Below are 23,601 nucleotides of genomic sequence, written 5' to 3'. Positions count from 1 at the left end.
GAAAAACCTCAGTGACGGGGCGTGGCGTTATTCGCCGGGTTGGCGGGTTTGGCCGCCGCCGAGTTGGCGGCAGGGGTGGCCGCGCGGTTGGCGGGCGGCTTGGCGGCCGGTGCGCTGGCGCGCGTGGCAGTGGCCGGCCTGGCGGCGGGCTCGGCCGTCAACGCGGTGCCGGAAGTGGGCGGTTGCGTGTTCTGCGGCAGGATATGCACGAAGACTTCGCCCTCGCGCATCATGCCGAGCTCACCCCGGGCGCGCTCTTCAATAGCACCCGAACCGCCTTCAAGATCCCGCACTTCGGCTTCCAGCGCGGCGTTGCGCGCGCGCAGGCCTTCATTGGTCTCGCGCTGCTCCGCCACCTGGCGTTGCAAATCCCAGACCTTGAACCAGCCGCCCTTACCCAGCCACAGCGGGTATTGGATCAAGCCTACCAGCACGAACAGCACCAGGAACAACAGGCGCATACGCGAGAACCCTCAGAGCAGTCGTGGCGCGGATGCGGTGACGGCGCCAGGCGCCGCCGCCGCGCTTCCCATCAACGCAGGTTGTAGAAAGCTTCCAGGCCAGGATACGACGCCACTTCGGCCAGCTCTTCCTCGATACGCAGGAGCTGGTTGTACTTGGCCATGCGATCCGAACGGGACAGCGAACCCGTCTTGATCTGCATCGCATTGGTCGCCACGGCGATGTCGGCAATGGTCGAATCTTCGGTTTCGCCCGAACGGTGCGACACGACGGCGGTGTAGCCGGCGCGCTTGGCCATTTCGATGGCGGCGAAGGTTTCGGTCAGCGTGCCGATCTGGTTGATCTTGATCAGGATCGAGTTGGCGACGCCCTTCTGGATGCCTTCGCGCAGGATCTTGGTGTTGGTGACGAACAGGTCGTCGCCCACCAATTGCACCTTCTTGCCCAACTGGTCGGTCAAGAGCTTCCAGCCGTCCCAATCGTTTTCGGCCATGCCGTCTTCGATAGAGATGATCGGGTACTTGTCGCACCACGTGGCCAGCAGGTTGGTGAATTCCTGCGAGGACAGCGAGATGCCGCCTTCGCCGGCCAGCGTGTACTTGCCGTCGCGGTAGAACTCCGAGCTGGCGCAGTCCAGGCCCAGGGCGATCTGCGTGCCCGGCTCGTAGCCGGCTTCGGTGATGGCCTTCAGGATGAGCTGGATGGCGGCTTCGTGGCTGGGCACGTTGGGCGCGAAACCACCCTCATCGCCGACAGCCGTGGACATGCCCTGGCCGTGGATCAGCTTTTTCAGCATGTGGAAGACTTCAGCGCCCCAACGCAGGGCTTCGCGGAAGCTGCCTGCGCCGACCGGCAGGATCATCAGTTCTTGCAGGTCGAGCGTGTTGTTGGCGTGCGCGCCGCCGTTGATGACGTTCATCATCGGCACGGGCATGCTCATGGGGCCGCTGCCGCCGAAATAGCGGTACAGCGACAGGCCCGACTCGTCGGCGGCGGCGCGGGCCACGGCCATGCTGGCGGCCAGGATCGCGTTGGCGCCCAGGCGTTCCTTGGACTCGGTGCCGTCCAGCTCGATCAGGGTGCGATCGACGAAGGTCTGTTCCTGGGCGTCCAGGCCCATCAGGGCTTCGGAGATTTCCGTGTTCAGGTTTTCAACGGCGCGCAGCACGCCCTTGCCCAGATAACGGCTCTTGTCGCCGTCGCGCAGCTCGATGGCTTCGCGGGCGCCCGTGGAGGCGCCGGACGGCACGGCCGCGCGGCCCATGGCGCCGGATTCCAGCAGCACATCACATTCCACGGTGGGATTGCCGCGCGAATCCAGAATCTCGCGGCCGATGATATCGACGATTGCACTCATGACTTTACATTCCCTGAACGATAAACATATTCATGACAGCCGCGCCCTCTCGGGCGTTGCGGGCACGGCGGTACTGCCAGGAGTCGTAGAAAGCCTGGGCGGCGGCCATGGAGGGGAACTCCATGACGACGGTGCGGCCGGGCTCACGGCCCTCAAGGTGCTTGGACTCTCCGCCGCGCACCAGGATCTTGGCATCGTACGCGCGCATGGCGAGCGTGGACAGACGCTTGTAATCCTCGTATTGCGCGGGCTTGGTCACCGTGACGTCGGCGATGAGGTAAGCACTCATGGGGTTCCTTCAGGGCAGTTGCGTGGGTTGGTATCTGATTCCGGATACGACAACGCCGCCAGTGTGGCCCAAGCCGGCCTGGCGACGCATATCCGATGCTAATTGGTTGTATCCGAAAGCAGCGCCGCCGTATAGCGCGGCGCTGGGGGACGGGCCCGCGGCCCCGAGGATCCGCTTACGGAACTCGAGACCGCAGGCGCGCATTACGCCCCCTGGCCGCGGCGAGCCTTTTGCTCGATGGCGGCGCGGATATAGCTGGAGAACAACGGGTGGCCGTCACGCGGGGTGGACGTGAACTCCGGGTGGAACTGGACGCCCACAAACCACGGGTGGTCGGGCAATTCCATCATTTCCGGCAGGTTCTCGGACGGCGTACGGGCGCTGATCACCATGCCAGCCTCTTCCAGGCGCGGCACGTAGACGTTGTTGACCTCGTAGCGGTGACGGTGACGCTCGTTCACTTCGTCGCCGTAGATGGTCTGCGCGCGGGTGCCGGCCTTGATCGGCACGCGCTGCGCGCCCTTGCGCATGGTGCCGCCCAAATCGGACGTGTTGTCGCGCTTTTCGACCTTGCCTTCGCGGTCCATCCATTCGGTGATCAGGGCCACCACCGGGTGCGGGGCGGACGGATCGAATTCCGTGCTGTTGGCGCCGCCCAGACCGGCGACGTGGCGCGCGAACTCGATGACGGCCAGTTGCATCCCCAGGCAGATGCCCAGGTACGGCACGCCGTTTTCACGGGCGTAGCGGATGGCGGCGATCTTGCCCTCGGTGCCGCGCTTGCCAAAGCCGCCCGGCACCAGGATGGCGTCCAGGTGCTTCAGTTGGTCGGTGCCGCGGGTTTCGATGTCTTCCGAATCGATGTACTCGATGTTGATCTTCGAACGCGTGTGGATGCCGGCGTGGACCAGCGCTTCCGTCAGCGACTTGTACGATTCGGTCAGGTCGACGTACTTGCCGACCATGCCGATCGTCAGCTGGTGCTGGGGATGCTCCAGCGCTTCGACCAGGTTGTCCCACATGGACAGATCGGCCGGTGGCGGGGTCAGGCCCAGCGCCTCGCAGACGATGTTGTCCACGCCCTGCTTGTGCAGCATGGCCGGGATCTTGTAGATGGAATCGGCGTCCCAGACGGAAATGACAGCGTCCAGGGGCACGTTCGAGAACATCGAGATCTTGGCGCGCTCGTCGTCCGGAATGGGACGGTCGGCGCGGCACAGCAGCGCGTTCGGGTAGATGCCGATTTCGCGCAGCTTCTGCACCGAGTGCTGCGTGGGCTTGGTCTTCAGTTCGCCCGCGGAGGCGATGAAGGGCACCAGGGTCAGATGCACGAAAGCCGCGTTGTTGCGGCCCATGCGCAGGCTCATCTGGCGGGCGGCTTCCAGGAAAGGCAGGGACTCGATGTCGCCCACGGTGCCGCCGATCTCGACGATGGCGACGTCCGTGTTGCCGTTCCAGCCGGCTTCGGCGCCACGGGCGATGAAGTCCTGGATTTCGTTGGTGATGTGCGGAATCACCTGGACAGTCTTGCCCAGGTAGTCGCCACGACGCTCTTTGCGCAGCACCGATTCGTAGATCTGGCCCGTGGTGAAGTTGTTCACCTTGTGCATGCGGGCGGAGATGAAGCGCTCGTAGTGGCCCAGGTCCAGATCGGTTTCGGCGCCGTCTTCCGTGACGAACACTTCACCGTGCTGGAAGGGGCTCATCGTGCCCGGATCGACGTTGATGTACGGGTCGAGCTTCAGCATGGTGACCTGCAAACCACGCGATTCGAGAATGGCGGCGAGCGACGCAGCGGCGATGCCCTTGCCCAGGGAAGACACCACTCCGCCGGTGACAAATACGTATTTGGTCATCGTAATGAGCACCCGGGACGAGCGGGCGCGTGCGGGAAATTTGGATTATAGCCGGGCGGCGGCGGTTATTTGGGTTTTCCCCTAGCGATGACGCGTAACATTTGGCAGCACTCGAAACGCATTGACGGCCAGCCCGTTGCAGGGCGCGGCGCGGTGCCGTGCTATGTTCGATCCCTAATTTTTCGACTGCTGTTTTTTCTCAACACTTCGCGCCCTGCCGATGACCGATCCCGTCCGATCCCCCGCTTCGCTCGCCTGGCGCCTGGCGCTTACCGCGGTGTTCCTGCGCCTGGCTTACGCCGCTGCCGTCCAAGGTTATTTGCTGATCGGCATGCCCCAGTTCCAGGACATGCGGGAACTGCACACCCAGCCCCAATACCTGGTGCCGATGCTGGCACACATCGCCATGGCGGCAGTGATCGCCGGTTTGACGGCCTGGGGCGCCATGCGCCGCTGGCTGGCGCGCAACAACACCCTGACCGTGGACGAACCCCGCAAGCTGTTCGGCACCTTCATCGCCCTGCTGCTGGTCTACACGCTGGCCGTAGCCGCCGGCACGGCCTTTCTGCACAACACGCTGATGCAGTTCGTCATGAACAACCGCGGCATGCTGGAGGACTGGTCCGGCATCGGCATGATCGGCCAATTCCTGGCGCTGGGCCTCATCGTCCGCGTCGTGACCATTTTGCTGGAGATCATCGGCATCTGGGTCATCGTGCACATCGCCGCCTGGACCGTGCAGCCCGCCGGCCCGGCCAGTGGCCCGCCGTACGACCGGCGCCATGCGGCCTGGATCACCGGGCTGACGGTGCTGATCTGGCAACTGGGGGCCTCGATCGCGCTGGGCGGTTTCCTGCAGATGCAGTCCGGCGGCGCGGGCTGGACAGAATTCGCGCTGGGCTACCTGATCCTGCCCGCGATCTTGATGGCGATGTGCGTCGCGCTCTGCCTGAAGCTGCTGCCGCGCTTGCTCGGCACGGCGCGGCTGGGCCGGGCGGTGGCCCATGGCACCCTGGCGTTCTGGCTGGCCCAGGCGTTGGGCGTGGGCCTGGGCTACCTGGTCATCCGGGCGATGACCTGGGACCAATTCATGCGCGCCGCGTCCTCCTACATGACGGGGATCGTGGTCCTGCTGGCCTACGGCATGCTGCTGGCGTTGGCCTGCTTGATCGGCAGGAAGGCGCTCTATCCCCGAGCGACAGCCGTTTCACCGCAAACCTGAACCGGGTTTCCGACAAAGGAAAAGGCCGCGGGCGTGATGCCCGCGGCCTTTTTATTCATACGCCTGCAAGACGGGTCAGATCGCCGCGGTGCGGCGCGTCAGCCAGGCCAGCGCCTCGCCTTCCACCAGCGGCGACAGACGTTCGAACACCGTCTTGTGATAGTCGTTCAGCCAGGCGGTCTCGTCGGCGCGCATCAGCGACGGTTCGATGCAGCGCGTGTCGATGGGGCACAGCGTCAGCGTCTCGAAACACAGGAATTCGCCCAGTTCGGACGTCAGCCAGCTGCGGTTGGCCACCAGGTTCTCGATACGCACGCCCCAACGGCCCGGACGGTAGATGCCCGGCTCGTTCGACGTGATCATGCCCGGCTCCATCGCCGTGTGCGGCCCCGGCATGGCGCGGTACGAAATGACTTGCGGGCCTTCGTGGACGTTCAGAAAGTAGCCGACGCCGTGGCCGGTGCCGTGGCCGTATTCCGCGCCGCCTTCCCAGATGGGCGCGCGCGCGATGGCGTCCAGCATGGGCGACGGAGTGCCGCGCGGGAACGAGGCCCGCGACAGCGCGATCATGCCCTTGAGCACCAGCGTGAAGTCCACCTTCTGGTCGGCGCTGGGCGTGCCCACCGCGACCACGCGGGTAATGTCGGTGGTGCCGCCCAGGTACTGGCCGCCCGAATCGATCAGCAACAGGCCGTCGCCTTCGATGGTGGCGTGCGATTCCGGCGTGGCGCGGTAATGCGGCATGGCGCCGTTGGCGTTGAAGCCGGCGATGGTGGCAAAGCTGGGGCAGACGTAAGCCGGCCGACGCGCGCGGGCAGCAGTGATCTGCTCGTCGATCGTCAGTTCGGTGATGGTTTCCTTGCCCAGCGCGCCCTCGAACCAGGCGAAGAATTCGCACAGCGCCGCGCCGTCCTGCGCCATCGCCTGGCGCACATGGGCCAGCTCGGCGTCGGTCTTGCGGGACTTCAGCAACGTGGACGGGTTGATCGCTTCGATGCGCGGCACGGCCGGGTCCATGGCATGGAACACGCCGCAGGTCACGCGTGCCGGATCGATCAGCAACTTCTGGTCCAGTTCCAGCGAGGCCAAGGCATCGGCGGCCTGGGCATAGCCCGCCACGTCGACGCCATCGGCGGCCAGCGTGGCGCGCAACGCGTCGTCGACCTTGCCGTCAGCCACGAACAGCGTGGCGTGGTCCAGGCCGATCAGCGCATGGCCGACGAACACCGGGTTGTAGTCCACATCGGCGCCACGCAGGTTCAGCAGCCAGGCGATATCGTCCACCGTACAGATGAAATGGACGTCGGCGCCGTGCGCGCGCATGCCGTCGCGCACCTGCGCCAGCTTGTCGGCACGACTCACGCAGGCCTCGGGCGCCACGTGCTCATAGATCTTCGCGTCCGGCAGGCCGGCGCGGTCCGTCCAGACCTCGTCCAGCAGGTCGGCGCGGATTTCCAGCGTGGCGCCGGACGTGGCCGCGGCCGCCGACAAGGCGCGGAACGCGCCCAGCCCCAGCACCTGGCCGTCCACGCCGATGACGTCGCCGGCCCGCGTGTTGGCGGCCAGCCAGTCCACATGCCCGGGCGTCGAGGCCAGTGCGATTTTCATCAGTTGCACGCCCGTGCCGGCCAGTTGCGCCTCGGCCTGCACCCAGTAGCGGCTGTCCACCCACAGCCCGGCGAAATCGGCCGTGACGACAAGGGTTCCCACCGACCCGGTGAAGCCCGACAGCCAGCGCCGCCCTTGCCAGCGCGCCGGCAGGTATTCGGACAGGTGCGGGTCCGAAGACGGGACGATATAGGCGGACAGGCCGCGGCGGCTCATGGCCTGCCGCAATTGGGCGATACGGGCGTCGGTGCTAGACATGGGGGATGGGATCCTTAGCGCAACATGAAAGACATGGCGGCCAGGCTGTTCAGCGTACGGACGGCGGCCTGCATGCTATCCGTGGTGAATCGCAAGGTGACGCCGTCCACGCGTTCCAGCGTGGGCCACATGCAGAACAGGTCGGCCAGCGCCGCGCTCTGCGTCTGCAACCGGCATTCTATAGGGGCAGGCACGCGGAAAGGAACGGGGGCCTGCTTCTTCAGGTTGCGCACGGCGGTTTCGGCCGCGGCGGCGATGGCGCGACGCGAAGCGGCTGGCGACAAGGTGACGCCGCTGCCCTGCCCGTGGGCCACTTTGGTCTGCACCCATTCGGCGCCCGGGAAGGTGTCGCGGGTCTCCGAAATGAACACGTCGTCGCCCGTGCCCAGGATGACGGGCACGCCCATCTCGCCGGCCAGCGCGCCGTACAAACCGGCTTCGCCCAGCTCCATCCCGTTGATGAACACGCGCGAGAACGCGAAGCTGTTGATCGTGTGGGCCAAGATGCCGCGGCCTTGCGAACGCGAGTGGTAGCCGATCATGAAGACGGCGTCGCAACCCTCTTCCAGGCCGCCCATCATGCCCAGGTAGCGCGGCTTGCCCAGCACCAGGCGGGCGCGCTCGTCCAGGCCGTCGGGCAGCAGGTTGCGAAAGCCCCCGTGCGAATCGTTGACCAGGATCTCTTCGGCGCCGCCGGCAATCGCGCCTTGCACGGCCGCATTGGCCTCGGCGGTCATCCAGGCGCGGGCGCGCTCGTATTCGCCGTTGCCGGCGCGGACTTGTTCAGCATGGAAGACGCCGGCGACGCCTTCGATATCGGTGGAAATCAGGATCTTCATGGGGTCAGGCCTCGAGGAATTCAGAATGCGGTGTCGGACAGCCACTGGCGCCATTGGGGCGCCGCGTCGCGGATCGCGGCGCGGTGATGGCCGTCGCGTCCGGTCACGCCGTCAGCATGCCAGAGCGCGGAAATGATGGCTTGTTCGCAGGCCTCGGCGGCCGCTTCGAACAAGGGGTCGATACGGGTTTCATGCAGCATTGCCACCGCGGGCATCGGCTGTTCGGCCCGTTGCGGCACGGTGTAGGCCGTGGAAAACGCCAGCGCAATGTCGCCGCTGCCATGGCCGAACACCGACCCCGTGCGCGCCAGGCCGGCGCCCGCGCGCAGCGACAGCCGGCGCAGTTGGCGAGAGTCCAGTGGCGCGTCGGTCGCCAGCAACAGGATGATCGACCCCTTCTCCGGCACGATCGCCGCGTTCTCGCCTTGCTGCGCCAGGCCCCGGTCCAACTGGTCCGCCAGGCGACGACCAAACGGGCGGCCCGCCACGGTCAGGTTGGGCAAGCGGCCGAAGTTGGACAGCACCAGCGCGCCGACGGTGTAACGCAAGCCGGGCTGGATCGACGCCACGCGGGACGCCGAGCCGATGCCGCCCTTGAATGAAAAGCACGACATGCCGCGCCCCGCGCCCGCTGCTCCTTGCGCAAACGATTTGGCGGCGTTGCCGTAGGCCTCGGCGTAGTGCGCCTCCTGCACGGCCAGCGCCTGGATGTCGTTCAAATAACCGTCATTGCATTCGAAGACCAGCGGGTTCACGGTGGCCATGCCGCGCCCGATATCGGGGTTGGCCGCGATGGCTTGCCGGATCTGCGCGTTAGCCACGGTGCCCACACCAAAGGTGTTCGTCAGCGCAATGGGCGTTTCCAGCACGCCCAGCTCTTGCACCTGGATCAGCCCGGTGCTTTTGCCAAAGCCGTTCAATACCGTCGCGGCGGCGGGCACTTTGTCCAGATAAGGGTTGCCGCCATGCGGACGCACGACGGTCACGCCGGTCTGTTGCGCACCATCGGCCAACGTGCAGTGTCCGACAGTGACGTCACCCGCGTCGCAAATCGAATCCAAGGGCCCCGACGGCAGCACGCCGATGCGAGGAAGGTCCAGCGATTGTTTGTCCATGGTTGCCGCGTGTCGCCACGCTCCTTAATGCAAAACGCCGCCGCCCTTCGTTCAGATCACGTGCAACCGATTCGAGATGCGCGTGGAACGAGGACGGCGGCGAGAATAACGACGCGTTACTTGCGGTCGATCTTCGGATCGAGCGCGTCGCGCAGGCCGTCGCCCAGCAGGTTGAAGGCCAGCACCGTCAGGAAGATCGCCAGTGCCGGGAAGATCGCCACGTGCGGGGCGATCACCATGTCGGCGCGCGCTTCGTTCAGCATGGCGCCCCACTCCGGCGTGGGAGGCGAGGCGCCCATGCCCAGGAAGGACAAGCTGGCGGCGGTGATGATCGACGTGCCGATACGCATCGTGCCGTACACCACGATCGGCGAGATCGTGCCGGGCAGGATGTGGCGCATGATGATGGTCCAGTCGGACGCGCCCACGCTCTTGACCGCCTCGACGTAGGTCATCTGCTTGATCGACAGCGTGTTGCCGCGTACCAGGCGGGCGAATGCCGGCACGCTGAACACGGCCACGGCCACGATCACGTTGATCATGCTGGAACCCAGCACGGCCACCACGCCGATGGCCAGCAGCATGCCGGGAAATGCCAGCAGCACGTCCGAGATACGCATGGTGATGCGTTCCCACCAGCCCTCGTAGTAGCCGGCCATCAAGCCCATGAAAGTGCCGACGACGGCGCCCATGGCCACCGACAGGAAGCCCGCGGCCAACGAGATCCGCGCCCCCATGACGATGCGGCTGAAGATGTCGCGGCCCAGCGAATCCACGCCCAGCCAGTGGGTCAGCGACGGGCCGGCATTCAGCGCGTCGTAGTCGAAGAAGTTCTCGGCGTCGAACGGCACGATCCACGGCGCGAAGACCGCGATCACGACAAGCAGCAGGACGAAGATGCCGGCGCCCACGCCCAGCTTCTGCTTCTTGAATTTGCGCCAGAACTCAGTGGCGGGCGTGCGCACGTCGTTCTTCGGAGCGGCGGCGATGGTCGTGGCGGGTGTCGTATTGCTCATGGCCGCCTCACTTGTAACGGATGCTGGGATTGATGACGCCGTAGAGCACGTCGACAATCAGGTTGATCAGGATGAATTCCAGCGAGAACAGCAGCACCAGGCCCTGGATCACCGGATAGTCGCGTTGGGTCACGGCGTCGACCAGCAGACGGCCAAGGCCGGGCCAGTTGAACACGGTCTCGACCACGATCGAGCCGCCCAGCAAGAAGCCGAACTGCAAGCCCATCATGGTCACGACGGGAATCAGCGCGTTGCGCAGCGCATGCTTGATGACCACGCGGCGTTCGGTCAGGCCTTTTGCGCGAGCCGTGCGCACAAAGTCTTCCTGGATGACTTCCACGAACGAAGCCCGGGTAAAGCGCGCCATGACGGCGGCTACCGCGGCGCCCAGCGTGATGGACGGCAAGATGTAGTGTTGCCAGGTCGAGGCGCCCACGGTCGGCAGCCAACCCAGATTCACCGAAAACACCTGCATCAGCATCATGCCCAGCGCGAACGCGGGGAACGAGATGCCTGACACCGCCAGTGTCATGCCAAGACGGTCGGGCCAGCGATTGCGCCAGACCGCCGAGACAATGCCGATGATCATGCCGAAGGTGACTGACCACGCCATGCTGGCGAGCGTCAGCCACAGCGTGGGCATGAAGCGGTCGGAAATTTCGGTCGAGACAGGGCGCTTGGTACGCAGCGAGGTACCCAGGTCGCCTTGCAGCATGTTGCTGAAGTAGCGCACGAACTGCTGCGGCAGGGGCAGATCCAGCCCAAGTTCCTTGCGCACCAGCTCAACGGTTTGCTGGTCGGCCTCCTGGCCCGCGGCCAGTCGCGCCGGGTCGCCCGGAAGCATGTGCACAAACAGGAACACGACCACGGCTACCAGCAGCAGCGTGGGGATCATGCCCAGAAGACGTTTGACGATGTAGGTCAGCATTGAAATTCCTGCAACATCGGCGGGGACACCGCGTCCCCGCCGAATGTGGCCTTACAAGGGCCCGAAGGCCCCGAGAGTGACTGCTAGGGTTACTGCTTCAGATCGATGTCGCCGAACCAGAACGAGGTGTCCGGTTCCACATACACGCCCGACAGGTTCTTCGACTTCACGTACAGGTTGTTCTGGGTCACCAGGAAGGCCCACGGGGCATCCTTCCAGATGGTTTCCTGAACGGTCTTGTAGATTTCCGTCTTCTTGGCGCGGTCGGTCGTGGCCAGGGCTTCTTGAACGCCGGCATCAACCGACTTGTTCGAGTAGTAGGACACGTTGTTCAGCACAGGCGGGAAAGCGGCGGTGGTCAGCAACGGACGCAGGCCCCAGTCGGCTTCACCGGTCGAGGACGACCAGCCGGCGTAGTACATGCGGACCTTGGCATCTTCCGGCTTTTGCACTTGCTGGACGCGCTGCACGCGTTGACCCGATTCCAGCACTTCCACCTGCACCTTGATGCCGACTTGCGCCAGTTGCTGCTGCAGGAACTGGACCACCTTCACCGAGGTGCCGTCGTTATAGGCGGACCACAGGGTGCTTTCAAAGCCGTTGGGGTAGCCAGCTTCGGCCAGCAGGGCCTTGGCCTTCTTGATGTCATACGGCCACGGACCGGTCTTGTGCGCAAAGTCCACGCCGGCCGGCACGACGCCGTCGACGATGGTGGCGTAGCCCGAGAAAGCGACCTTGGCCAGGGCTTCCTTGTTGATGGCGTAGTTGATCGCCTCACGCACCTTGACATTGTCGAACGGCTTTTGCTGCGTGTTCATCGACAGGTAGCGAGCCATGATCGAGTTCTTGTGGTCGACCACGTCCAGCTTGTCGTTCTTCGAGAGCACGGCGGCTTGTTCGAACGGCACCGGGAAAGCGAACTGCGCTTCGCCCGTCTGCACCACGGCGGCGCGGGTGTTGTTGTCGGTCACGGTACGGAAGGTCAGCGTGTCGACCTTCGGGTAGCCCTTCTTCCAGTAGCCGTCGAACTTCTTGACCTTCAGGTATTCAGCCGGCTTCCATTCGACGAATTCGAACGGGCCGGTGCCCACCGGGTGGAAACCGATTTCCTTGCCGTACTTGGCCAGGGCAGCCGGCGAGATCATCATGGCGGCCGGGTGGGCCAGCGCGTTGATGAAGGCCGAGAACGGCTTCTTCAGCGTGATCTTGACGGTCATCGGATCAACCACTTCGGTCTTGTCGATGACGCTGAACTGGATGTAGCGCGACAGGCGGTTTTCCGGGTTGGCCGGACGATCGAAGTTGATCTTGACCGCTTCGGCGTTGAAGTCGGTGCCGTCGTGGAACTTCACGCCGGGACGCAGCTTGAACGTGTAGACCAGGCCGTCTTCGCTGACGGTGTAGTCGGTCGCCAGGACCTTCTGGATCTTCAGGTCCTTGTCGAATTCGAACAGGCCTTCGTAGTAGGCCTTGCCGGCCGCCTGGTTCAGGGTGCTGTTGGTGTTGTACGGGTCAAGCGTTTCCAGTGCGATGGAGACGGCAAACGTCACGTCCTTGGCGGCAAACGCCAACGGCGAAGTGAGCACACCGAAGGCCACCGCGGCGGCGGCCATCAGCTTGGTGGGGCGCAGAACTTTCATCATTGCAACTCCTGGTTCCGTAAGGAATTAGGGGGTTTTGGTGGAAGAAAAACAAGTACGACAACGGAATCAATACGCGCCGCCGACCGGATGGCGGGCAACGAAGTGATCGGTTCCAACCTGCACCAGCGGCTGCACCACCGGCTCGTCGCCGAGCTTGCGGATGGGGCTGGGGATTTCATCGGACAGCAAGGTGCGCTTCAGATGGCGGCGCGCCGGATCGGCGATCGGCACGGCCGACATCAGCTTCTTGGTGTACGGGTGCTGCGGGTTCTCGAAAATGGCGCGGCGCGGGCCGATCTCGACGATCTGGCCCAGGTACATCACGGCCACGCGATGGCTAACTCGCTCGACCACGGCCATATCGTGCGAAATGAACAGGAACGAAATGCCCATGTCGCGCTGCAGGTCGATCAGCAGGTTCACGATCTGGGCCTGGATCGACACGTCCAGCGCCGACACCGATTCGTCCGCGATCACAACCTTCGGGTTCAGGGCAAGCGCGCGCGCGATGCAGATGCGCTGGCGCTGGCCGCCCGAGAATTCATGCGGGTAGCGCTGCGCCATTTCCGGCGGCATGCCCACGCGCTCAAGCAATTCGGCCACGCGGCGCTCGGCGTCGCGGCCCTTGGCCACGCCGTGCACCAGCAGCGGCTCCATGATGGAAAAGCCGACGGTGACGCGCGGATCCAGCGAAGCGAACGGGTCCTGGAACACGAACTGGATGTCGCGGCGCAGGGATTGCAGTTCACTGTTCTTCAGGCGCACGATGTCGCGCCCGCCGAACTTGATCTCGCCGCCCTGGCTGTCCACCAGACGCAGCAGCGAGCGGCCCGTCGTGGACTTGCCGCAGCCCGACTCGCCCACCAGCGACAAGGTTTCGCCCGGGAACAGGTCAAAGCTGACCTGCTCCACGGCGTGCACGCGGCGCTGCACGCGGCTGAGGATGCCGCCGCGCAAATCGAAGCGGGTCACCAGGTTGCGCACGCTCAGGATGGGTTCGCGCTTTTCGCCGGGCACGACTTGCGTGCTGGCGGTGGCGGGTTCCGCCACGGGTTGCGCCTGGCCTTCCACCTGCAGCAGCGGGAAGCGCGCGGGCAGGTCGGTGCCTTCCATGGCGCCCAGCTTCGGCACGGCCGACAGCAGCGCCTTGGTGTAGGTGTGCTTAGGTGCGGAGAAGACCTGCTCCGACGGGCCCTCTTCGACCTTGTCGCCGCGATACATGACCAGCACGCGGTCGGCCACTTCCGCAACCACGCCCATGTCATGGGTGATGAACACCACGCCCATGTGCATTTCTTCCTGCAGCTGACGGATCAGTTGCAGGATCTGCGCCTGGATGGTGACGTCCAGCGCGGTGGTGGGTTCGTCGGCGATCAGCAGCGCCGGCTTGCAAGCCAGCGCCATCGCGATCATCACGCGCTGGCGCATGCCGCCCGACAACTGGTGCGGGTAGCGGTCCAGGACCGACTTGGCTTCCGGGATGCGCACCTGCTCCAGCATGCGCAGCGCCTCGGCGCGCGCGGCCGCGGCGTCCTTGCCCTGGTGCTGGCGGATCGATTCGGCGATCTGGTCGCCGGCCGTGAACACCGGGTTCAAGGAGGTCATCGGCTCCTGGAAGATCATGGCCATGTCCGCGCCGCGCACATTGCGCATGACGCGTTGGCTGGAACCGACCAGGTCGATCACGGCGCCGTTGCGCCGGCGCAGGGCCATGCTGCCCTGGGCGATGCGGCCGCCGCCATGTTCCACCAGACGCATGAGTGCCAGGGACGTCACCGACTTGCCCGAACCCGATTCGCCCACGATGGCCAGGGTTTCACCCCGGTCCACATGGAACGACAGGTTGCGCACGGCTTCGACCGTGCGCTCCGAACCTACGAAGCGCACCGTCAGGTCGTCGACCTGGACCACGCGGTTTTCCGGCAGCGCCAGGCTGTTTGCGCGATCAACCATCTCTTTAATATCCCCAAATACTGAAAAAACGAACCCGTCGCCGCTTAACGATAGATCGCGGTAACCGGCTTTTCGCCCACGCGGGCGTAACCCCGATACATGCCTTCCGTGTTGAACGGCAAGGCCACATTGCCCTGGGCGTCGACGGCCACCAGGCCGCCCTTGCCGCCGATGGTGGGCAGTTTTTCCATCACGACGCGATCCGCCGCCGCTTGCAGCGACGCACCGCAATATTCCATCTGCGCCGCCACGTCATAGGCCGAGACCATGCGGATGAACATCTCGCCGGTGCCCGTCGTGGAGACGGCGCAAGTCTTGTTGCTGGCGTAGGTGCCGGCGCCGATCAGGGGCGCGTCGCCGACGCGGCCGACCTGCTTGTTGGTAATGCCGCCGGTGGAGGTGGCGGCGGCCAGGTTGCCCTGGGCGTCCACGGCCACCGCGCCCACCGTGCCGAACTTCTTGTCGGCGTCCAGCGGATCGGCCGGCGCGGGCTGACCGCGCGCGACCATGGCTTGGCCGTCGTGGTCCAGCACGGCGGCTTCTGGCGTTTCGCGCTGCACACGCAGCAGTTGTTCGCGACGGGCATCGGTCGAAAAATACGACGGGTCGACGATTTCCAGGCCCGCGTCGCGCGCGAAGGTTTCAGCGCCCTCGCCCACGAAGAACACGTGCTTGCTGGTTTCCATGACCTTGCGCGCGGCGAAGATCGGATTGCGCACGCAGTTCACATTGGCGATGGCGCCCGAACGCAGCGTGGCGCCATCCATGATGGCGGCGTCCAGCTCGTGGGTGCCGGCGCTGGTGAACACCGCGCCGTGGCCGGCGTTGAACAGCGGGCAGTCTTCCAGCAGACGCACGGCTTCGGTGACGGCATCCAGGGCGCTACCGCCACGGGCCAGCACGGCTTGGCCGGCGGTCAGGATGGACTCCAGGGCGGCCAGGTATTCCTGTTCTTTCTCGGGCGACATGGCCGCGCGGGACATCGCGCCGGCGCCACCGTGAATGGCAATCACGGGTTGAATCATCGTTTACCTACTCCATGGATAAGCCACGGCATCACGGACTGGGTCACCCCAGCGGCGGCCGCAACGGAATTCTTGGCCCGATAGGCCACGGCCGCGGACAGGGCTTCAATCAAGCCCAGCGCGGCGGTTTCGGAATTGGGGATCAGCTGGCGCGCAGAAAACGCATACAGCACGACGGATGCCGTGGGCGCCAACGGAGACGTGGGCTTGTCGGTCAGCACCAGCACCGGCACGCCGGCCTGTTTGGCCGCGGCGGCCAGCGTCACGGTGTCGGCCAGATAGCGCGGGAAACCGATAGCGATCACCAGATCTTTGGCCGTCATGCGCGACATTTGGCGCGCCGCGTGCGACACGCCGCCGGGACCGGCCAACGATTCAACGGAATGCAGGCTCATGCACAGGCCGCGTTGCAGCAGGCCGGCCAAAAAGCCGCTGGCGCCGAAACCGATGATGAACACGCGGTCAGCGGCCAGAATGGCTTGCACCGCCTGTTCACAGGCGGCCGAGTCCAGCGATTGCAGGTTGCGCTGGGCATTGCGGATGTCTTCTTCCAGCGTGGCGGCGAAGATCTGCACGGCGCTGGCGGAATGCGCCAGCTCGGTACGCAGCTTTTCGACGGGTTCCAGCGCGGCTTCGAATCCGCGCGCCAGTTCGGCGCGGAATTGCGGATAGCCCGGCAGGTCCAGGGCGCGCGCAAAGCGGTTCGCCGTGGCCACCGACACCCCTACCGCCGCCGCGAACTCATCGATGGTCATCGTGGCGGCGCGGAACTGGTGCGCCAACACGTACTCGGCCATCTTGTGCTGCGTCCGGCTCAGCGCGGGTTGAGCCCGGGCGATCCGATCAGCGATCGTAAGTGCGGCCTTGTTCATCGGTGGGGGATGGGTCTTATCGGAAGTTTATGTAAATCTGTTTACACACAAATTTTAGATAAGAAAATTCATTTTCATAGTAAGGGTATACCCGTGAATTTATGTAACAGTGCATCAAAAGAAACGGGGCCGGTTTGCGGTACGCTATCCCGCCCCGCTTTTCACCTTCTTTTGACCCATTGCCTTGGATTGACGCGATGCCCGATTGGATCTGCAAACCCCACCAGGACCTGACCGTGCCGGAGATCTACGCGATTCTCCGCTTGCGCTCGGAAGTCTTCGTCATCGAACAGAACTGCCTCTTCCAGGACATGGACGGCAAGGACCTGATCGGTCAGACGACGCACCTGATGGCATGGCAGGACGGCCAATTGGCCGCCTACTGCCGCATGCTGGACCCGTCGTTGAAAGACGGCCAGATCGAGATCGGGCGCGTCATCACCGCGCCCTGGACGCGCGGCCAGGGCCTGGGCCACGAATTGATCCGCCACGCCATGCAGGAAGTACGCCACCGCTGGCCCGGCCGCGCGATGTACCTGGGCGCCCAAGCCCGCCTCTCCAACTACTATGGCGGACACGGTTTCGTGCAGGTCACCGAGGAATACATCGAAGATGGCATCCCGCACGTGGGAATGCGGCTGGACGAAACGGCCTGACCGCTCCGGGCCTCACTGCTTCACCCCAAAAAAAACGCCCCTTGCGGGGCGTTTTCATGTGCGGGACGGCAGCCGGTTTATTTGACGGCCGATACGTCCAGCTTGGCCAGCGTCTTGGACTGGATCTCGTCCACCGTCACGCCCGGCGCCGTTTCCAGCAGCTTCAGGCCATTTTCGGTGACTTCCATCACGCCCAGGTCGGTGATGATCAGGTCGACCACGCCCACGCCGGTCAGCGGCAGATTGCATTCGGGCAGCAGCTTGATGTCTTCCGTGCCGTCCTTTTTCTTGGCCACGTGCTCCATCAGGACCACGACGCGGCCGACGCCGGCCACCAGGTCCATCGCGCCGCCCATGCCCTTGACCATCTTGCCCGGGATCATCCAGTTGGCCAGATCGCCCTTTTCGGACACCTGCATCGCGCCCAGGATGGCCAGGTTGATCTTGCCGCCACGGATCATCGCGAACGAATCGGCGGAGGAGAAAATCGACGAGCCCGGCAACGTCGTCACCGTCTGCTTGCCGGCGTTGATCAGGTCAGCGTCGACTTCATCATCGGTGGGGAACGGGCCGATGCCCAGCAGGCCGTTCTCGGATTGCAGCCACACTTCCACGCCCTTGGGCACGTGGTTGGCCACCAGGGTCGGCAAGCCGATGCCCAGATTCACATAAAAACCGTCTTGCAGCTCGCGCGCGGCGCGCGCCGCCATTTCATCGCGGGACCATGCCATGTCGTCTTCTCCTTAGGCCGGGCGAGTGGTGCGTTGTTCGATGCGCTTTTCCGGCGTCGTGTTCAGCACGATCCGTTGCACATAGATGCCGGGCAGGTGGATCTGGTCGGGATCCAGGCTGCCGGTATCAACGATCTCTTCGACCTCGACCACCGTGAACTTGCCGGCCATCGCGACGTTCGGATTGAAGTTGCGGGCCGTCTTGCGGAACACCAGGTTGCCGCTGCGGTCTGCGATGTGCGCCTTGACCAGCGACACGTCCGGCACCAGCGAACGCTCCATCACGTATTGCTGGCCGTCGAACTCGCGAATTTCCTTGCCGTCGGCCACGATGGTGCCCACGCCGGTGCGCGTGAAGAACGCCGGGATGCCCGCGCCGCCAGCGCGCAGCTTCTCGGCCAGCGTGCCCTGCGGGGTGAACTCAAGCTCGAGTTCACCCGACAGGAACTGGCGTTCGAATTCCTTGTTCTCGCCCACATACGACGCGATCATCTTGCGAACCTGGCGCGTATTGAGCAACTGGCCCAAGCCGAAACCGTCGACGCCCGCATTGTTGCTGATGCAGGTCAGATCTTTCACGCCCGAATCGCGCAACGCGGCGATCAGGGCCTCGGGGATACCGCACAGGCCGAAACCGCCCACGGCGATCATCTGACCGTCCTTGACGATGCCTGCCAGCGCCTCCTGGGCGCTTGCAAAAACCTTGTCCATCGCTCCAACTCCTAGTTAAGGTAGAACTCAAGAGTGCCCGCCCCGCCGCTTGCGCGGCCGTCCCGCATGGGGATCAAGAAATTCGGGGAAGGCCCTGTCTTTCCTTGGAGCGCGGCTGCCGGCGTCGGCCCCGGTGGCATCGCGCGACATTGCCCGATGTCCCTGGGTCGCGGCGCCGAGGGTGGCGCGCCCCTTTATTTCTGTTTTGATTTTGCGCTTGATTTTAACGGCATGACGGGCAATTACGCGCGGGCTTTCGGCGGATAGCCCCTGCAGGATTGCCCGCCCTCAGGCGGCGGCCTTGAACTGCGTGGCCATCTGCGCCAGCACTTCCTGCGGCCACGGCGCGGACGTATTGGCCACGTAGTCCATCCAGACTAGCACGTTGCGCCCGCGGGCATAGGGGCCCGCGTCGTCCCCCGCCTTCTCCAGCAGCAGCTCGAATTCCGCGCTGGAACGACCGATGCGGGTGACCTTGTGCGTGACGCGGACGGTGGCCGGATAGGTCAGTGGACGCAGGAAATCGCACGAGGCATGGGCCAGGATCGCGCCGTTGTCGGCGGGCAGCTCGAAGCCCGCGTCGTACAGGATCTGCATGCGAGCCTCTTCCATGAGGCGGAAATACAGCGTGTTGTTCAGATGATTCAAGGCGTCTGAGTCGCCCCAACGCAAAGGCAATTCCACCTGATGGGTATCGCCCACCGCCAGAATCCGCGCAGACAGATTGTCCGGGTTCACCAATTACTCCTGAAGGCTAAAAGAAATACGAAGGCATACATGGCCTCCGCCTGCAATACAATCGCCGATAATACTTCCAGCCAAATATGGAATACATACGGGGAGCTTTGCAAATGTCTGAACGCGAGTCGATGGAATATGACGTGGTCGTGGTTGGCGGTGGACCCGCCGGCCTGGCCACCGCAATCCGTCTAAAGCAGCTGGCCGCTGAAAAGAATCAGGAAATCGGCGTCTGCGTCCTGGAGAAAGGGGCGGAACTGGGTGCGCACATCCTGTCCGGCGCCGTCATGGACCCGCTGGCGCTGACCGAGCTCATCCCCGACTGGAAGGAAAAAGGCGCGCCACTGAACGTGCCGGTCACGCAGGACAAGTTCCTGTTCCTGTCCCAGACCGGCGCGCGCGCCACGCCGAACTGGCTGCTGCCGCCCTGTTTCCACAACGAAGGCAACTACATCGTCCGCTTGGGCGACGTCGTCAAGTGGATGGGCGAACAGGCCGAAGCGCTGGGCGTGGACATTTTCCCCGGCTTTGCCGCCGTCGAAGTGCTGTACGACGAAAACGGCGCCGTGCGCGGTGTTGCCACCGGCGACATGGGCGTGGCCCGCGACGGCTCGCACACCGACCACTACCAGCCCGGCATGGAACTGCATGCCCGCTATACGGTGTTCGGCGAAGGCGCGCGCGGCCAACTCGGCCGCCAGCTGATCGAACGCTTCAAGCTCGACGACGGCCGCGACCCGCAGGCCTATGGCATCGGCATTAAGGAAATGTGGGAAGTCGACCCGGCGCAATCCAAGCCGGGACTTGTCATCCACACCGCCGGCTGGCCGCTGGATTCCGACACCTACGGCGGTTCGTTCCTGTACCACCTGGACAACAACCTGGTGGCCGTGGGCATGATCGTCGGCCTGGACTACGCCAATCCCTGGCTGTCGCCGTTCGACGAATTCCAGCGCTACAAGACGCACCCGGCCATCCGCGGTACGTTCGAAGGCGGCAAGCGCATAGCCTACGGCGCCCGCGCGATCACGGCGGGCGGCCTGCTGTCGCTGCCGAAACTGACGTTCCCGGGCGGCGCGCTGGTCGGCTGCGAAGCCGGCTTCCTGAACGCGTCGCGCATCAAGGGCAGCCACGCCGCCATCAAGTCCGGCAAGCTGGCCGCTGAAGCCGCGTTCGACGCGCTCGTGGCCGACCGCCGCCAGGACGAACTGACCGCCTACCCTCAGGCGTTCGAGGCTTCCTGGTTGCACGCCGAATTGAACAAGGCGCGCAATTTCAAGCAGTGGTTCAAGAAGGGCCGCACCATCGCCACCGTGATGACAGGCGTCGAGCAACTGTTGCTCAAGGGCAAGATGCCGTGGACCCTGCGCCACAGCAAGCCCGACCACGCCTGTCTGCAACCGGCATCGGAATGCGCCCGCATCGACTACCCCAAGCCCGACGGCAAGCTCACGTTCGACAAGCTCAGCTCGGTGTTCATCTCGAACACCAACCATGAGGAAAACGAGCCCATCCACCTGACCTTGAAGGATCCGTCGGTGCCGGTCAGCGTCAACCTGGCCAAATACGGCGGCCCGGAATCGCGCTACTGCCCGGCCGGCGTATACGAGTTCATCAAGGACGACCACGGCGACGACCGCCTGCAGATCAACGCGCAGAATTGCGTGCACTGCAAGACCTGCGACATCAAGGACCCGACCCAGAACATCGTCTGGGTGGCGCCGCAAGGCGGCGAAGGGCCGGTGTACAGCGGCATGTGATCCGGCCGGGGCCCGCCCCGCCACAAGGCGCCCCTTGGGGCGCTTTTTCATTTTTCAGGTGACCTCCATGACCGAACGCGTACTTCTCATTGGCTGCGGCGACCTGGGCCAGCGCGTCGCCCGGCGCTTCCTGGCGCGCGGCGACGAGGTCCATGCGCTGCGCCGGCATCCGCCCCAGGACGACGACAGCGGCATCCGGTGGCTGCAAGGCGACATCACGCAGCCCGCCAGCCTGCCTGCGCTACCCGCAGGCGTGACCCGGCTGATCCACCTGCCCGCCCCCGGCTCGCGCGACGCGGCGGTCTACCGGGGCGTCTTCATCGACGGCCTGCAGGCCGTGCTGGACGCGCTGGACGCCTCGCGGCTCAGGCGGGTGGTGTTCGTGTCGTCCAGCGCCGTCTATGGCGAGCACGAAGGCGGCTGGGTGAATGAAGACACGCCGCCCGCCCCGCAAGGCTTCAACGGTCAGGTGCTGCTGCAGGCCGAGGCAGCGCTGGCCGCACGCGGCCTGTCGTCCACCTCGTTGCGGCTGGCGGGCCTGTACGGGCCAGGCCGGCTGCAATTGATCGAACGCCTGCGCAGCGGGACAGCCGGCGCCCCCGTGCAGCCCGAACATTGGGCCAACCGCATCCATATCGACGATGCGGCGGCCGCGGTCGTGCATCTGGCGTTGCTGCCCGACGTGGATCCCGTCTACATCGGTTGCGACGACACGCCGCTGCCGTTGCATGCCTTGTATGCGGACCTGGCGGCGATGGTCGGCGCGCCTGCGCCACGCATCGCGCCCGCCCCGGCGAACGTGGGCAGCAAAAAACTCAGCAACGCCAGGTTGCGGGCAAGCGGATTCACGCTGCAGTGGCCGGATTCCCGCCTCGGGTACGCCGCGCTGCTGGCGGATGCCGGCGCCCCTCCATCCGGTACGGCGCAGGCATAGTTCGCCCGCCATCGAATCGTTGCGTGCACGGGCGGCGGATACTGGCAGCCGGATCCCCCACCGGCCACGCCATGTTTCCCGCCCATCCCCTGCTTGCCGTCACACACCCCGACCCTTACCCCTACTACGCCGCGCTGGCGCGCGAGCAACCGCTGTACCGGGACGACGCGCTGGACCTTTGGGTCGCCAGCCATCCGGACACGATCCAGGCCGTGATGCGCGCCCCCGCCGCGCGCGTCCGTCCGCCATCGGAGCCCGTGCCGCGAGGCGTGTGCGCCGGCCCGGCAGGCGAGCTGTTCGGCCGCTTCGTGCGCATGAACGACGGCGCCCTGCACACGCGGCTGAAGGCCCTGCTGGCCGCCTTCATCCAGGAACAAGCCGAGCAGCCCTGTACCCCGCAATGGCCCATGACGCCGGCCTTGGACGCCACCGCTGTGGATCGCTATCTGACCGCCGCGCCGGTGCATGCGCAAGCGGCCTTCCTGGGGCTGCCGACCGCGCTGCACACCGATAGCGCGGCGCGGATCTCCGCCTTCGTGTCCGCCCTGCCCGCCACGGCGGATGCGGACCAGGTCGCCGCCGGGCATGCCGCCGCCGACGTGCTGCAGACCCGCCTGGAATCCCTCCTGCTTGCGGGCGACGCCGCCCCGGCCCTGCGCAAACTACGCGAAGACGGCGTCCGCGCGGCAATCCCCGTTGCCGTGCTGGCGGCGAACCTTATCGGCCTGCTGTTTCAGTCTTGCGAAGCGGGCGCCGGGCTGCTGGGCAACGCGCTGATCCATGCCGGCAGGCGCGGCCTGTCTGCCGACGCGGCCCGCGCCGAGGCCGACGCGATCGTCGGCCATGTCATCCGCCACGACCCGCCCCTGCACAACACGCGGCGGTTCCTGGCGGACGCCGTCACGGTGGGCGGCCAGCGGATCGAGGCCGGCCAGACCGTGCTGCTGGTGCTGGCCGCCGCGGCGACGGTCCAGCCCGATGCCGGCTGGACATTCGGCGCACACGGCCACGCCTGCCCGGGCCAAGGCCTGGCGCGCCGCCACGCTGCGGACGCGCTGGCCCATTTGCTGCGGGCGGGCGCTGACCCGGCCGCCCTGGCATCCCGTTTCCGTTATCGGCCGCTGCCCAATGCACGCGTGCCGCAATTCGCGTTTTCAAAGGAACCCACCCCATGATCGCCGTGATATTCGAAGTCGAACCCGCCCATGGCAACCCCGACCCCTACCTGCAGATCGCCGCGGGCCTGATCGACGAGCTCAAGGCCATCGACGGATTCATTTCCGTCGAGCGCTTCCAAAGCCTGAGCCAACCGGGCAAGCTGCTGTCGCTGTCATTCTGGCGCGATGAAGACGCGGTCAAGCGCTGGCGTTCGCTGGAATCGCATCGCCGCGCGCAGGAAGCGGGGCGCGGCGGCGTGTTCCAGAACTATCGCCTGCGGGTGGCCCAGGTGCTGCGGGATTACGGCATGGCCGAACGCGATGAGGCCCCGTCCGATAGCCGCAGCCGTCATGGCTGAGCGAGGCACCCCGAGCTTTGTATTAATCTTATACAAAACCCAAACCATGCCGCTTATGTCTTTGTGCAATGGCCAGCGGCTCTCCGGTACCATTCCCGCTTCGCCGCCTTTT

22 protein-coding genes are annotated in these 23,601 nt (G+C 65.2%); 6 read left to right on the top strand and 16 right to left on the bottom strand.

Features of this window, described 5'->3' with window-relative positions; translation table 11 throughout:
• Positions 1 to 8: 8 nt before the first annotated feature.
• The 4 genes from ftsB to HG262_RS16050 all read right to left on the bottom strand — a co-directional run bounded on the left by ftsB (position 9) and on the right by HG262_RS16050 (position 3,964).
• Positions 9 to 461: a cell division protein FtsB gene (ftsB, locus tag HG262_RS16065; RefSeq protein ID WP_169271952.1), complete on the bottom strand. Its 453-nt coding sequence runs from the start codon at positions 459 to 461 to the stop codon at positions 9 to 11.
• Positions 462 to 532: 71 nt separating this feature from the next.
• Complete coding sequence (gene eno / locus HG262_RS16060) at positions 533 to 1,819, bottom strand: phosphopyruvate hydratase (protein WP_006218107.1); 1,287 nt, start codon at positions 1,817 to 1,819, stop codon at positions 533 to 535.
• Positions 1,820 to 1,823: 4 nt separating this feature from the next.
• Positions 1,824 to 2,108, bottom strand: a complete 285-nt coding sequence (locus HG262_RS16055) for a DUF1330 domain-containing protein (protein WP_006223888.1) — start codon at positions 2,106 to 2,108, stop codon at positions 1,824 to 1,826.
• Positions 2,109 to 2,311: 203 nt separating this feature from the next.
• Complete coding sequence (locus tag HG262_RS16050) at positions 2,312 to 3,964, bottom strand: CTP synthase (RefSeq protein ID WP_006223886.1); 1,653 nt, start codon at positions 3,962 to 3,964, stop codon at positions 2,312 to 2,314.
• 220 nt (positions 3,965 to 4,184) lie between these two features.
• On the opposite strand from HG262_RS16050, the gene HG262_RS16045 reads away from it, so the two are divergent.
• On the top strand, positions 4,185 to 5,186 hold the full coding sequence (locus HG262_RS16045; RefSeq protein ID WP_169271951.1) for a hypothetical protein: 1,002 nt from the start codon (positions 4,185 to 4,187) through the stop codon (positions 5,184 to 5,186).
• A gap of 75 nt (positions 5,187 to 5,261) precedes the next feature.
• Here HG262_RS16045 and HG262_RS16040 read toward each other — a convergent pair whose 3' ends face one another.
• From HG262_RS16040 to HG262_RS16000, 9 genes are all read right to left on the bottom strand, one after another.
• A complete protein-coding gene (locus tag HG262_RS16040) occupies positions 5,262 to 7,052 on the bottom strand; it encodes an aminopeptidase P family protein (protein WP_169271950.1) in 1,791 nt (596 codons plus the stop codon).
• 14 nt (positions 7,053 to 7,066) lie between these two features.
• Positions 7,067 to 7,891 (bottom strand): M55 family metallopeptidase, encoded by an 825-nt coding sequence (locus HG262_RS16035; protein ID WP_169271949.1) that lies wholly within the window; start codon positions 7,889 to 7,891, stop codon positions 7,067 to 7,069.
• Positions 7,892 to 7,911: 20 nt separating this feature from the next.
• Positions 7,912 to 9,006, bottom strand: a complete 1,095-nt coding sequence (locus HG262_RS16030) for a P1 family peptidase (protein WP_169271948.1) — start codon at positions 9,004 to 9,006, stop codon at positions 7,912 to 7,914.
• Positions 9,007 to 9,122: 116 nt separating this feature from the next.
• A complete protein-coding gene (gsiD, locus tag HG262_RS16025; RefSeq protein ID WP_169271947.1) occupies positions 9,123 to 10,022 on the bottom strand; it encodes a glutathione ABC transporter permease GsiD in 900 nt (299 codons plus the stop codon).
• A 7-nt stretch (positions 10,023 to 10,029) separates the two neighbouring features.
• A complete protein-coding gene (gene gsiC, locus HG262_RS16020) occupies positions 10,030 to 10,950 on the bottom strand; it encodes a glutathione ABC transporter permease GsiC (RefSeq protein ID WP_169271946.1) in 921 nt (306 codons plus the stop codon).
• Positions 10,951 to 11,039: 89 nt separating this feature from the next.
• On the bottom strand, positions 11,040 to 12,593 hold the full coding sequence (gsiB, locus tag HG262_RS16015; protein WP_169271945.1) for a glutathione ABC transporter substrate-binding protein GsiB: 1,554 nt from the start codon (positions 12,591 to 12,593) through the stop codon (positions 11,040 to 11,042).
• 66 nt (positions 12,594 to 12,659) lie between these two features.
• Positions 12,660 to 14,546, bottom strand: a complete 1,887-nt coding sequence (locus HG262_RS16010; protein ID WP_169271944.1) for a dipeptide ABC transporter ATP-binding protein — start codon at positions 14,544 to 14,546, stop codon at positions 12,660 to 12,662.
• Positions 14,547 to 14,590: 44 nt separating this feature from the next.
• Positions 14,591 to 15,571 (bottom strand): isoaspartyl peptidase/L-asparaginase, encoded by a 981-nt coding sequence (locus HG262_RS16005; protein WP_169271943.1) that lies wholly within the window; start codon positions 15,569 to 15,571, stop codon positions 14,591 to 14,593.
• Positions 15,568 to 16,443, bottom strand: coding sequence for a MurR/RpiR family transcriptional regulator (locus HG262_RS16000; protein ID WP_169271942.1), 876 nt, complete (start codon positions 16,441 to 16,443; stop codon positions 15,568 to 15,570). The genes HG262_RS16005 and HG262_RS16000 overlap by 4 nt, the downstream gene beginning before the upstream one ends.
• Positions 16,444 to 16,640: 197 nt before the next feature.
• On the opposite strand from HG262_RS16000, the gene HG262_RS15995 reads away from it, so the two are divergent.
• A complete protein-coding gene (locus HG262_RS15995) occupies positions 16,641 to 17,099 on the top strand; it encodes a GNAT family N-acetyltransferase (RefSeq protein ID WP_169271941.1) in 459 nt (152 codons plus the stop codon).
• Between the two features lie 77 nt (positions 17,100 to 17,176).
• On the opposite strand, the gene HG262_RS15990 is transcribed toward HG262_RS15995, so the two are convergent.
• From HG262_RS15990 to HG262_RS15980, 3 genes are all read right to left on the bottom strand, one after another.
• Complete coding sequence (locus tag HG262_RS15990) at positions 17,177 to 17,830, bottom strand: CoA transferase subunit B (RefSeq protein ID WP_169271940.1); 654 nt, start codon at positions 17,828 to 17,830, stop codon at positions 17,177 to 17,179.
• 12 nt (positions 17,831 to 17,842) lie between these two features.
• Complete coding sequence (locus HG262_RS15985) at positions 17,843 to 18,541, bottom strand: CoA transferase subunit A (RefSeq protein WP_054423951.1); 699 nt, start codon at positions 18,539 to 18,541, stop codon at positions 17,843 to 17,845.
• 288 nt (positions 18,542 to 18,829) lie between these two features.
• Positions 18,830 to 19,279, bottom strand: a complete 450-nt coding sequence (locus HG262_RS15980; RefSeq protein ID WP_169271939.1) for an acyl-CoA thioesterase — start codon at positions 19,277 to 19,279, stop codon at positions 18,830 to 18,832.
• Positions 19,280 to 19,392: 113 nt separating this feature from the next.
• On the opposite strand from HG262_RS15980, the gene HG262_RS15975 reads away from it, so the two are divergent.
• From HG262_RS15975 to HG262_RS15960, 4 genes are all read left to right on the top strand, one after another.
• Positions 19,393 to 21,039, top strand: coding sequence for an electron transfer flavoprotein-ubiquinone oxidoreductase (locus HG262_RS15975; RefSeq protein ID WP_169271938.1), 1,647 nt, complete (start codon positions 19,393 to 19,395; stop codon positions 21,037 to 21,039).
• A gap of 67 nt (positions 21,040 to 21,106) precedes the next feature.
• Positions 21,107 to 21,973, top strand: a complete 867-nt coding sequence (locus HG262_RS15970) for an NAD-dependent epimerase/dehydratase family protein (protein ID WP_169271937.1) — start codon at positions 21,107 to 21,109, stop codon at positions 21,971 to 21,973.
• 71 nt (positions 21,974 to 22,044) lie between these two features.
• Positions 22,045 to 23,148, top strand: a complete 1,104-nt coding sequence (locus HG262_RS15965; RefSeq protein WP_169271936.1) for a cytochrome P450 — start codon at positions 22,045 to 22,047, stop codon at positions 23,146 to 23,148.
• Positions 23,145 to 23,489 (top strand): antibiotic biosynthesis monooxygenase, encoded by a 345-nt coding sequence (locus HG262_RS15960; RefSeq protein ID WP_169271935.1) that lies wholly within the window; start codon positions 23,145 to 23,147, stop codon positions 23,487 to 23,489. The genes HG262_RS15965 and HG262_RS15960 overlap by 4 nt, the downstream gene beginning before the upstream one ends.
• Positions 23,490 to 23,601: the final 112 nt, after the last annotated feature.

Origin of the sequence: Achromobacter sp. Bel (genome assembly GCF_012928505.1) — a bacterium.
GTDB lineage: Bacteria > Pseudomonadota > Gammaproteobacteria > Burkholderiales > Burkholderiaceae_B > Achromobacter.
This window is presented reverse-complemented; position numbering and strand designations above follow the sequence as displayed.

Coding starts and splice junctions, on each gene's coding strand:
- HG262_RS15965 (WP_169271936.1), top strand. CDS start 22,045: ATGTTTCCCGCCCATCCCCTGCTTGCCGTCACACACCCCGACCCTTAC.
- HG262_RS16005 (WP_169271943.1), bottom strand. CDS start 15,571: ATGATTCAACCCGTGATTGCCATTCACGGTGGCGCCGGCGCGATGTCC.
- HG262_RS15995 (WP_169271941.1), top strand. CDS start 16,641: ATGCCCGATTGGATCTGCAAACCCCACCAGGACCTGACCGTGCCGGAG.
- HG262_RS15990 (WP_169271940.1), bottom strand. CDS start 17,830: ATGGCATGGTCCCGCGATGAAATGGCGGCGCGCGCCGCGCGCGAGCTG.
- HG262_RS16040 (WP_169271950.1), bottom strand. CDS start 7,052: ATGTCTAGCACCGACGCCCGTATCGCCCAATTGCGGCAGGCCATGAGC.
- HG262_RS15975 (WP_169271938.1), top strand. CDS start 19,393: ATGTCTGAACGCGAGTCGATGGAATATGACGTGGTCGTGGTTGGCGGT.
- ftsB (WP_169271952.1), bottom strand. CDS start 461: ATGCGCCTGTTGTTCCTGGTGCTGTTCGTGCTGGTAGGCTTGATCCAA.
- HG262_RS16010 (WP_169271944.1), bottom strand. CDS start 14,546: ATGGTTGATCGCGCAAACAGCCTGGCGCTGCCGGAAAACCGCGTGGTC.
- gsiB (WP_169271945.1), bottom strand. CDS start 12,593: ATGATGAAAGTTCTGCGCCCCACCAAGCTGATGGCCGCCGCCGCGGTG.
- HG262_RS16045 (WP_169271951.1), top strand. CDS start 4,185: ATGACCGATCCCGTCCGATCCCCCGCTTCGCTCGCCTGGCGCCTGGCG.
- gsiC (WP_169271946.1), bottom strand. CDS start 10,950: ATGCTGACCTACATCGTCAAACGTCTTCTGGGCATGATCCCCACGCTG.
- HG262_RS16050 (WP_006223886.1), bottom strand. CDS start 3,964: ATGACCAAATACGTATTTGTCACCGGCGGAGTGGTGTCTTCCCTGGGC.
- gsiD (WP_169271947.1), bottom strand. CDS start 10,022: ATGAGCAATACGACACCCGCCACGACCATCGCCGCCGCTCCGAAGAAC.
- HG262_RS15970 (WP_169271937.1), top strand. CDS start 21,107: ATGACCGAACGCGTACTTCTCATTGGCTGCGGCGACCTGGGCCAGCGC.
- HG262_RS15985 (WP_054423951.1), bottom strand. CDS start 18,541: ATGGACAAGGTTTTTGCAAGCGCCCAGGAGGCGCTGGCAGGCATCGTC.
- HG262_RS16030 (WP_169271948.1), bottom strand. CDS start 9,006: ATGGACAAACAATCGCTGGACCTTCCTCGCATCGGCGTGCTGCCGTCG.
- HG262_RS16035 (WP_169271949.1), bottom strand. CDS start 7,891: ATGAAGATCCTGATTTCCACCGATATCGAAGGCGTCGCCGGCGTCTTC.
- HG262_RS16055 (WP_006223888.1), bottom strand. CDS start 2,108: ATGAGTGCTTACCTCATCGCCGACGTCACGGTGACCAAGCCCGCGCAA.
- eno (WP_006218107.1), bottom strand. CDS start 1,819: ATGAGTGCAATCGTCGATATCATCGGCCGCGAGATTCTGGATTCGCGC.
- HG262_RS15960 (WP_169271935.1), top strand. CDS start 23,145: ATGATCGCCGTGATATTCGAAGTCGAACCCGCCCATGGCAACCCCGAC.
- HG262_RS16000 (WP_169271942.1), bottom strand. CDS start 16,443: ATGAACAAGGCCGCACTTACGATCGCTGATCGGATCGCCCGGGCTCAA.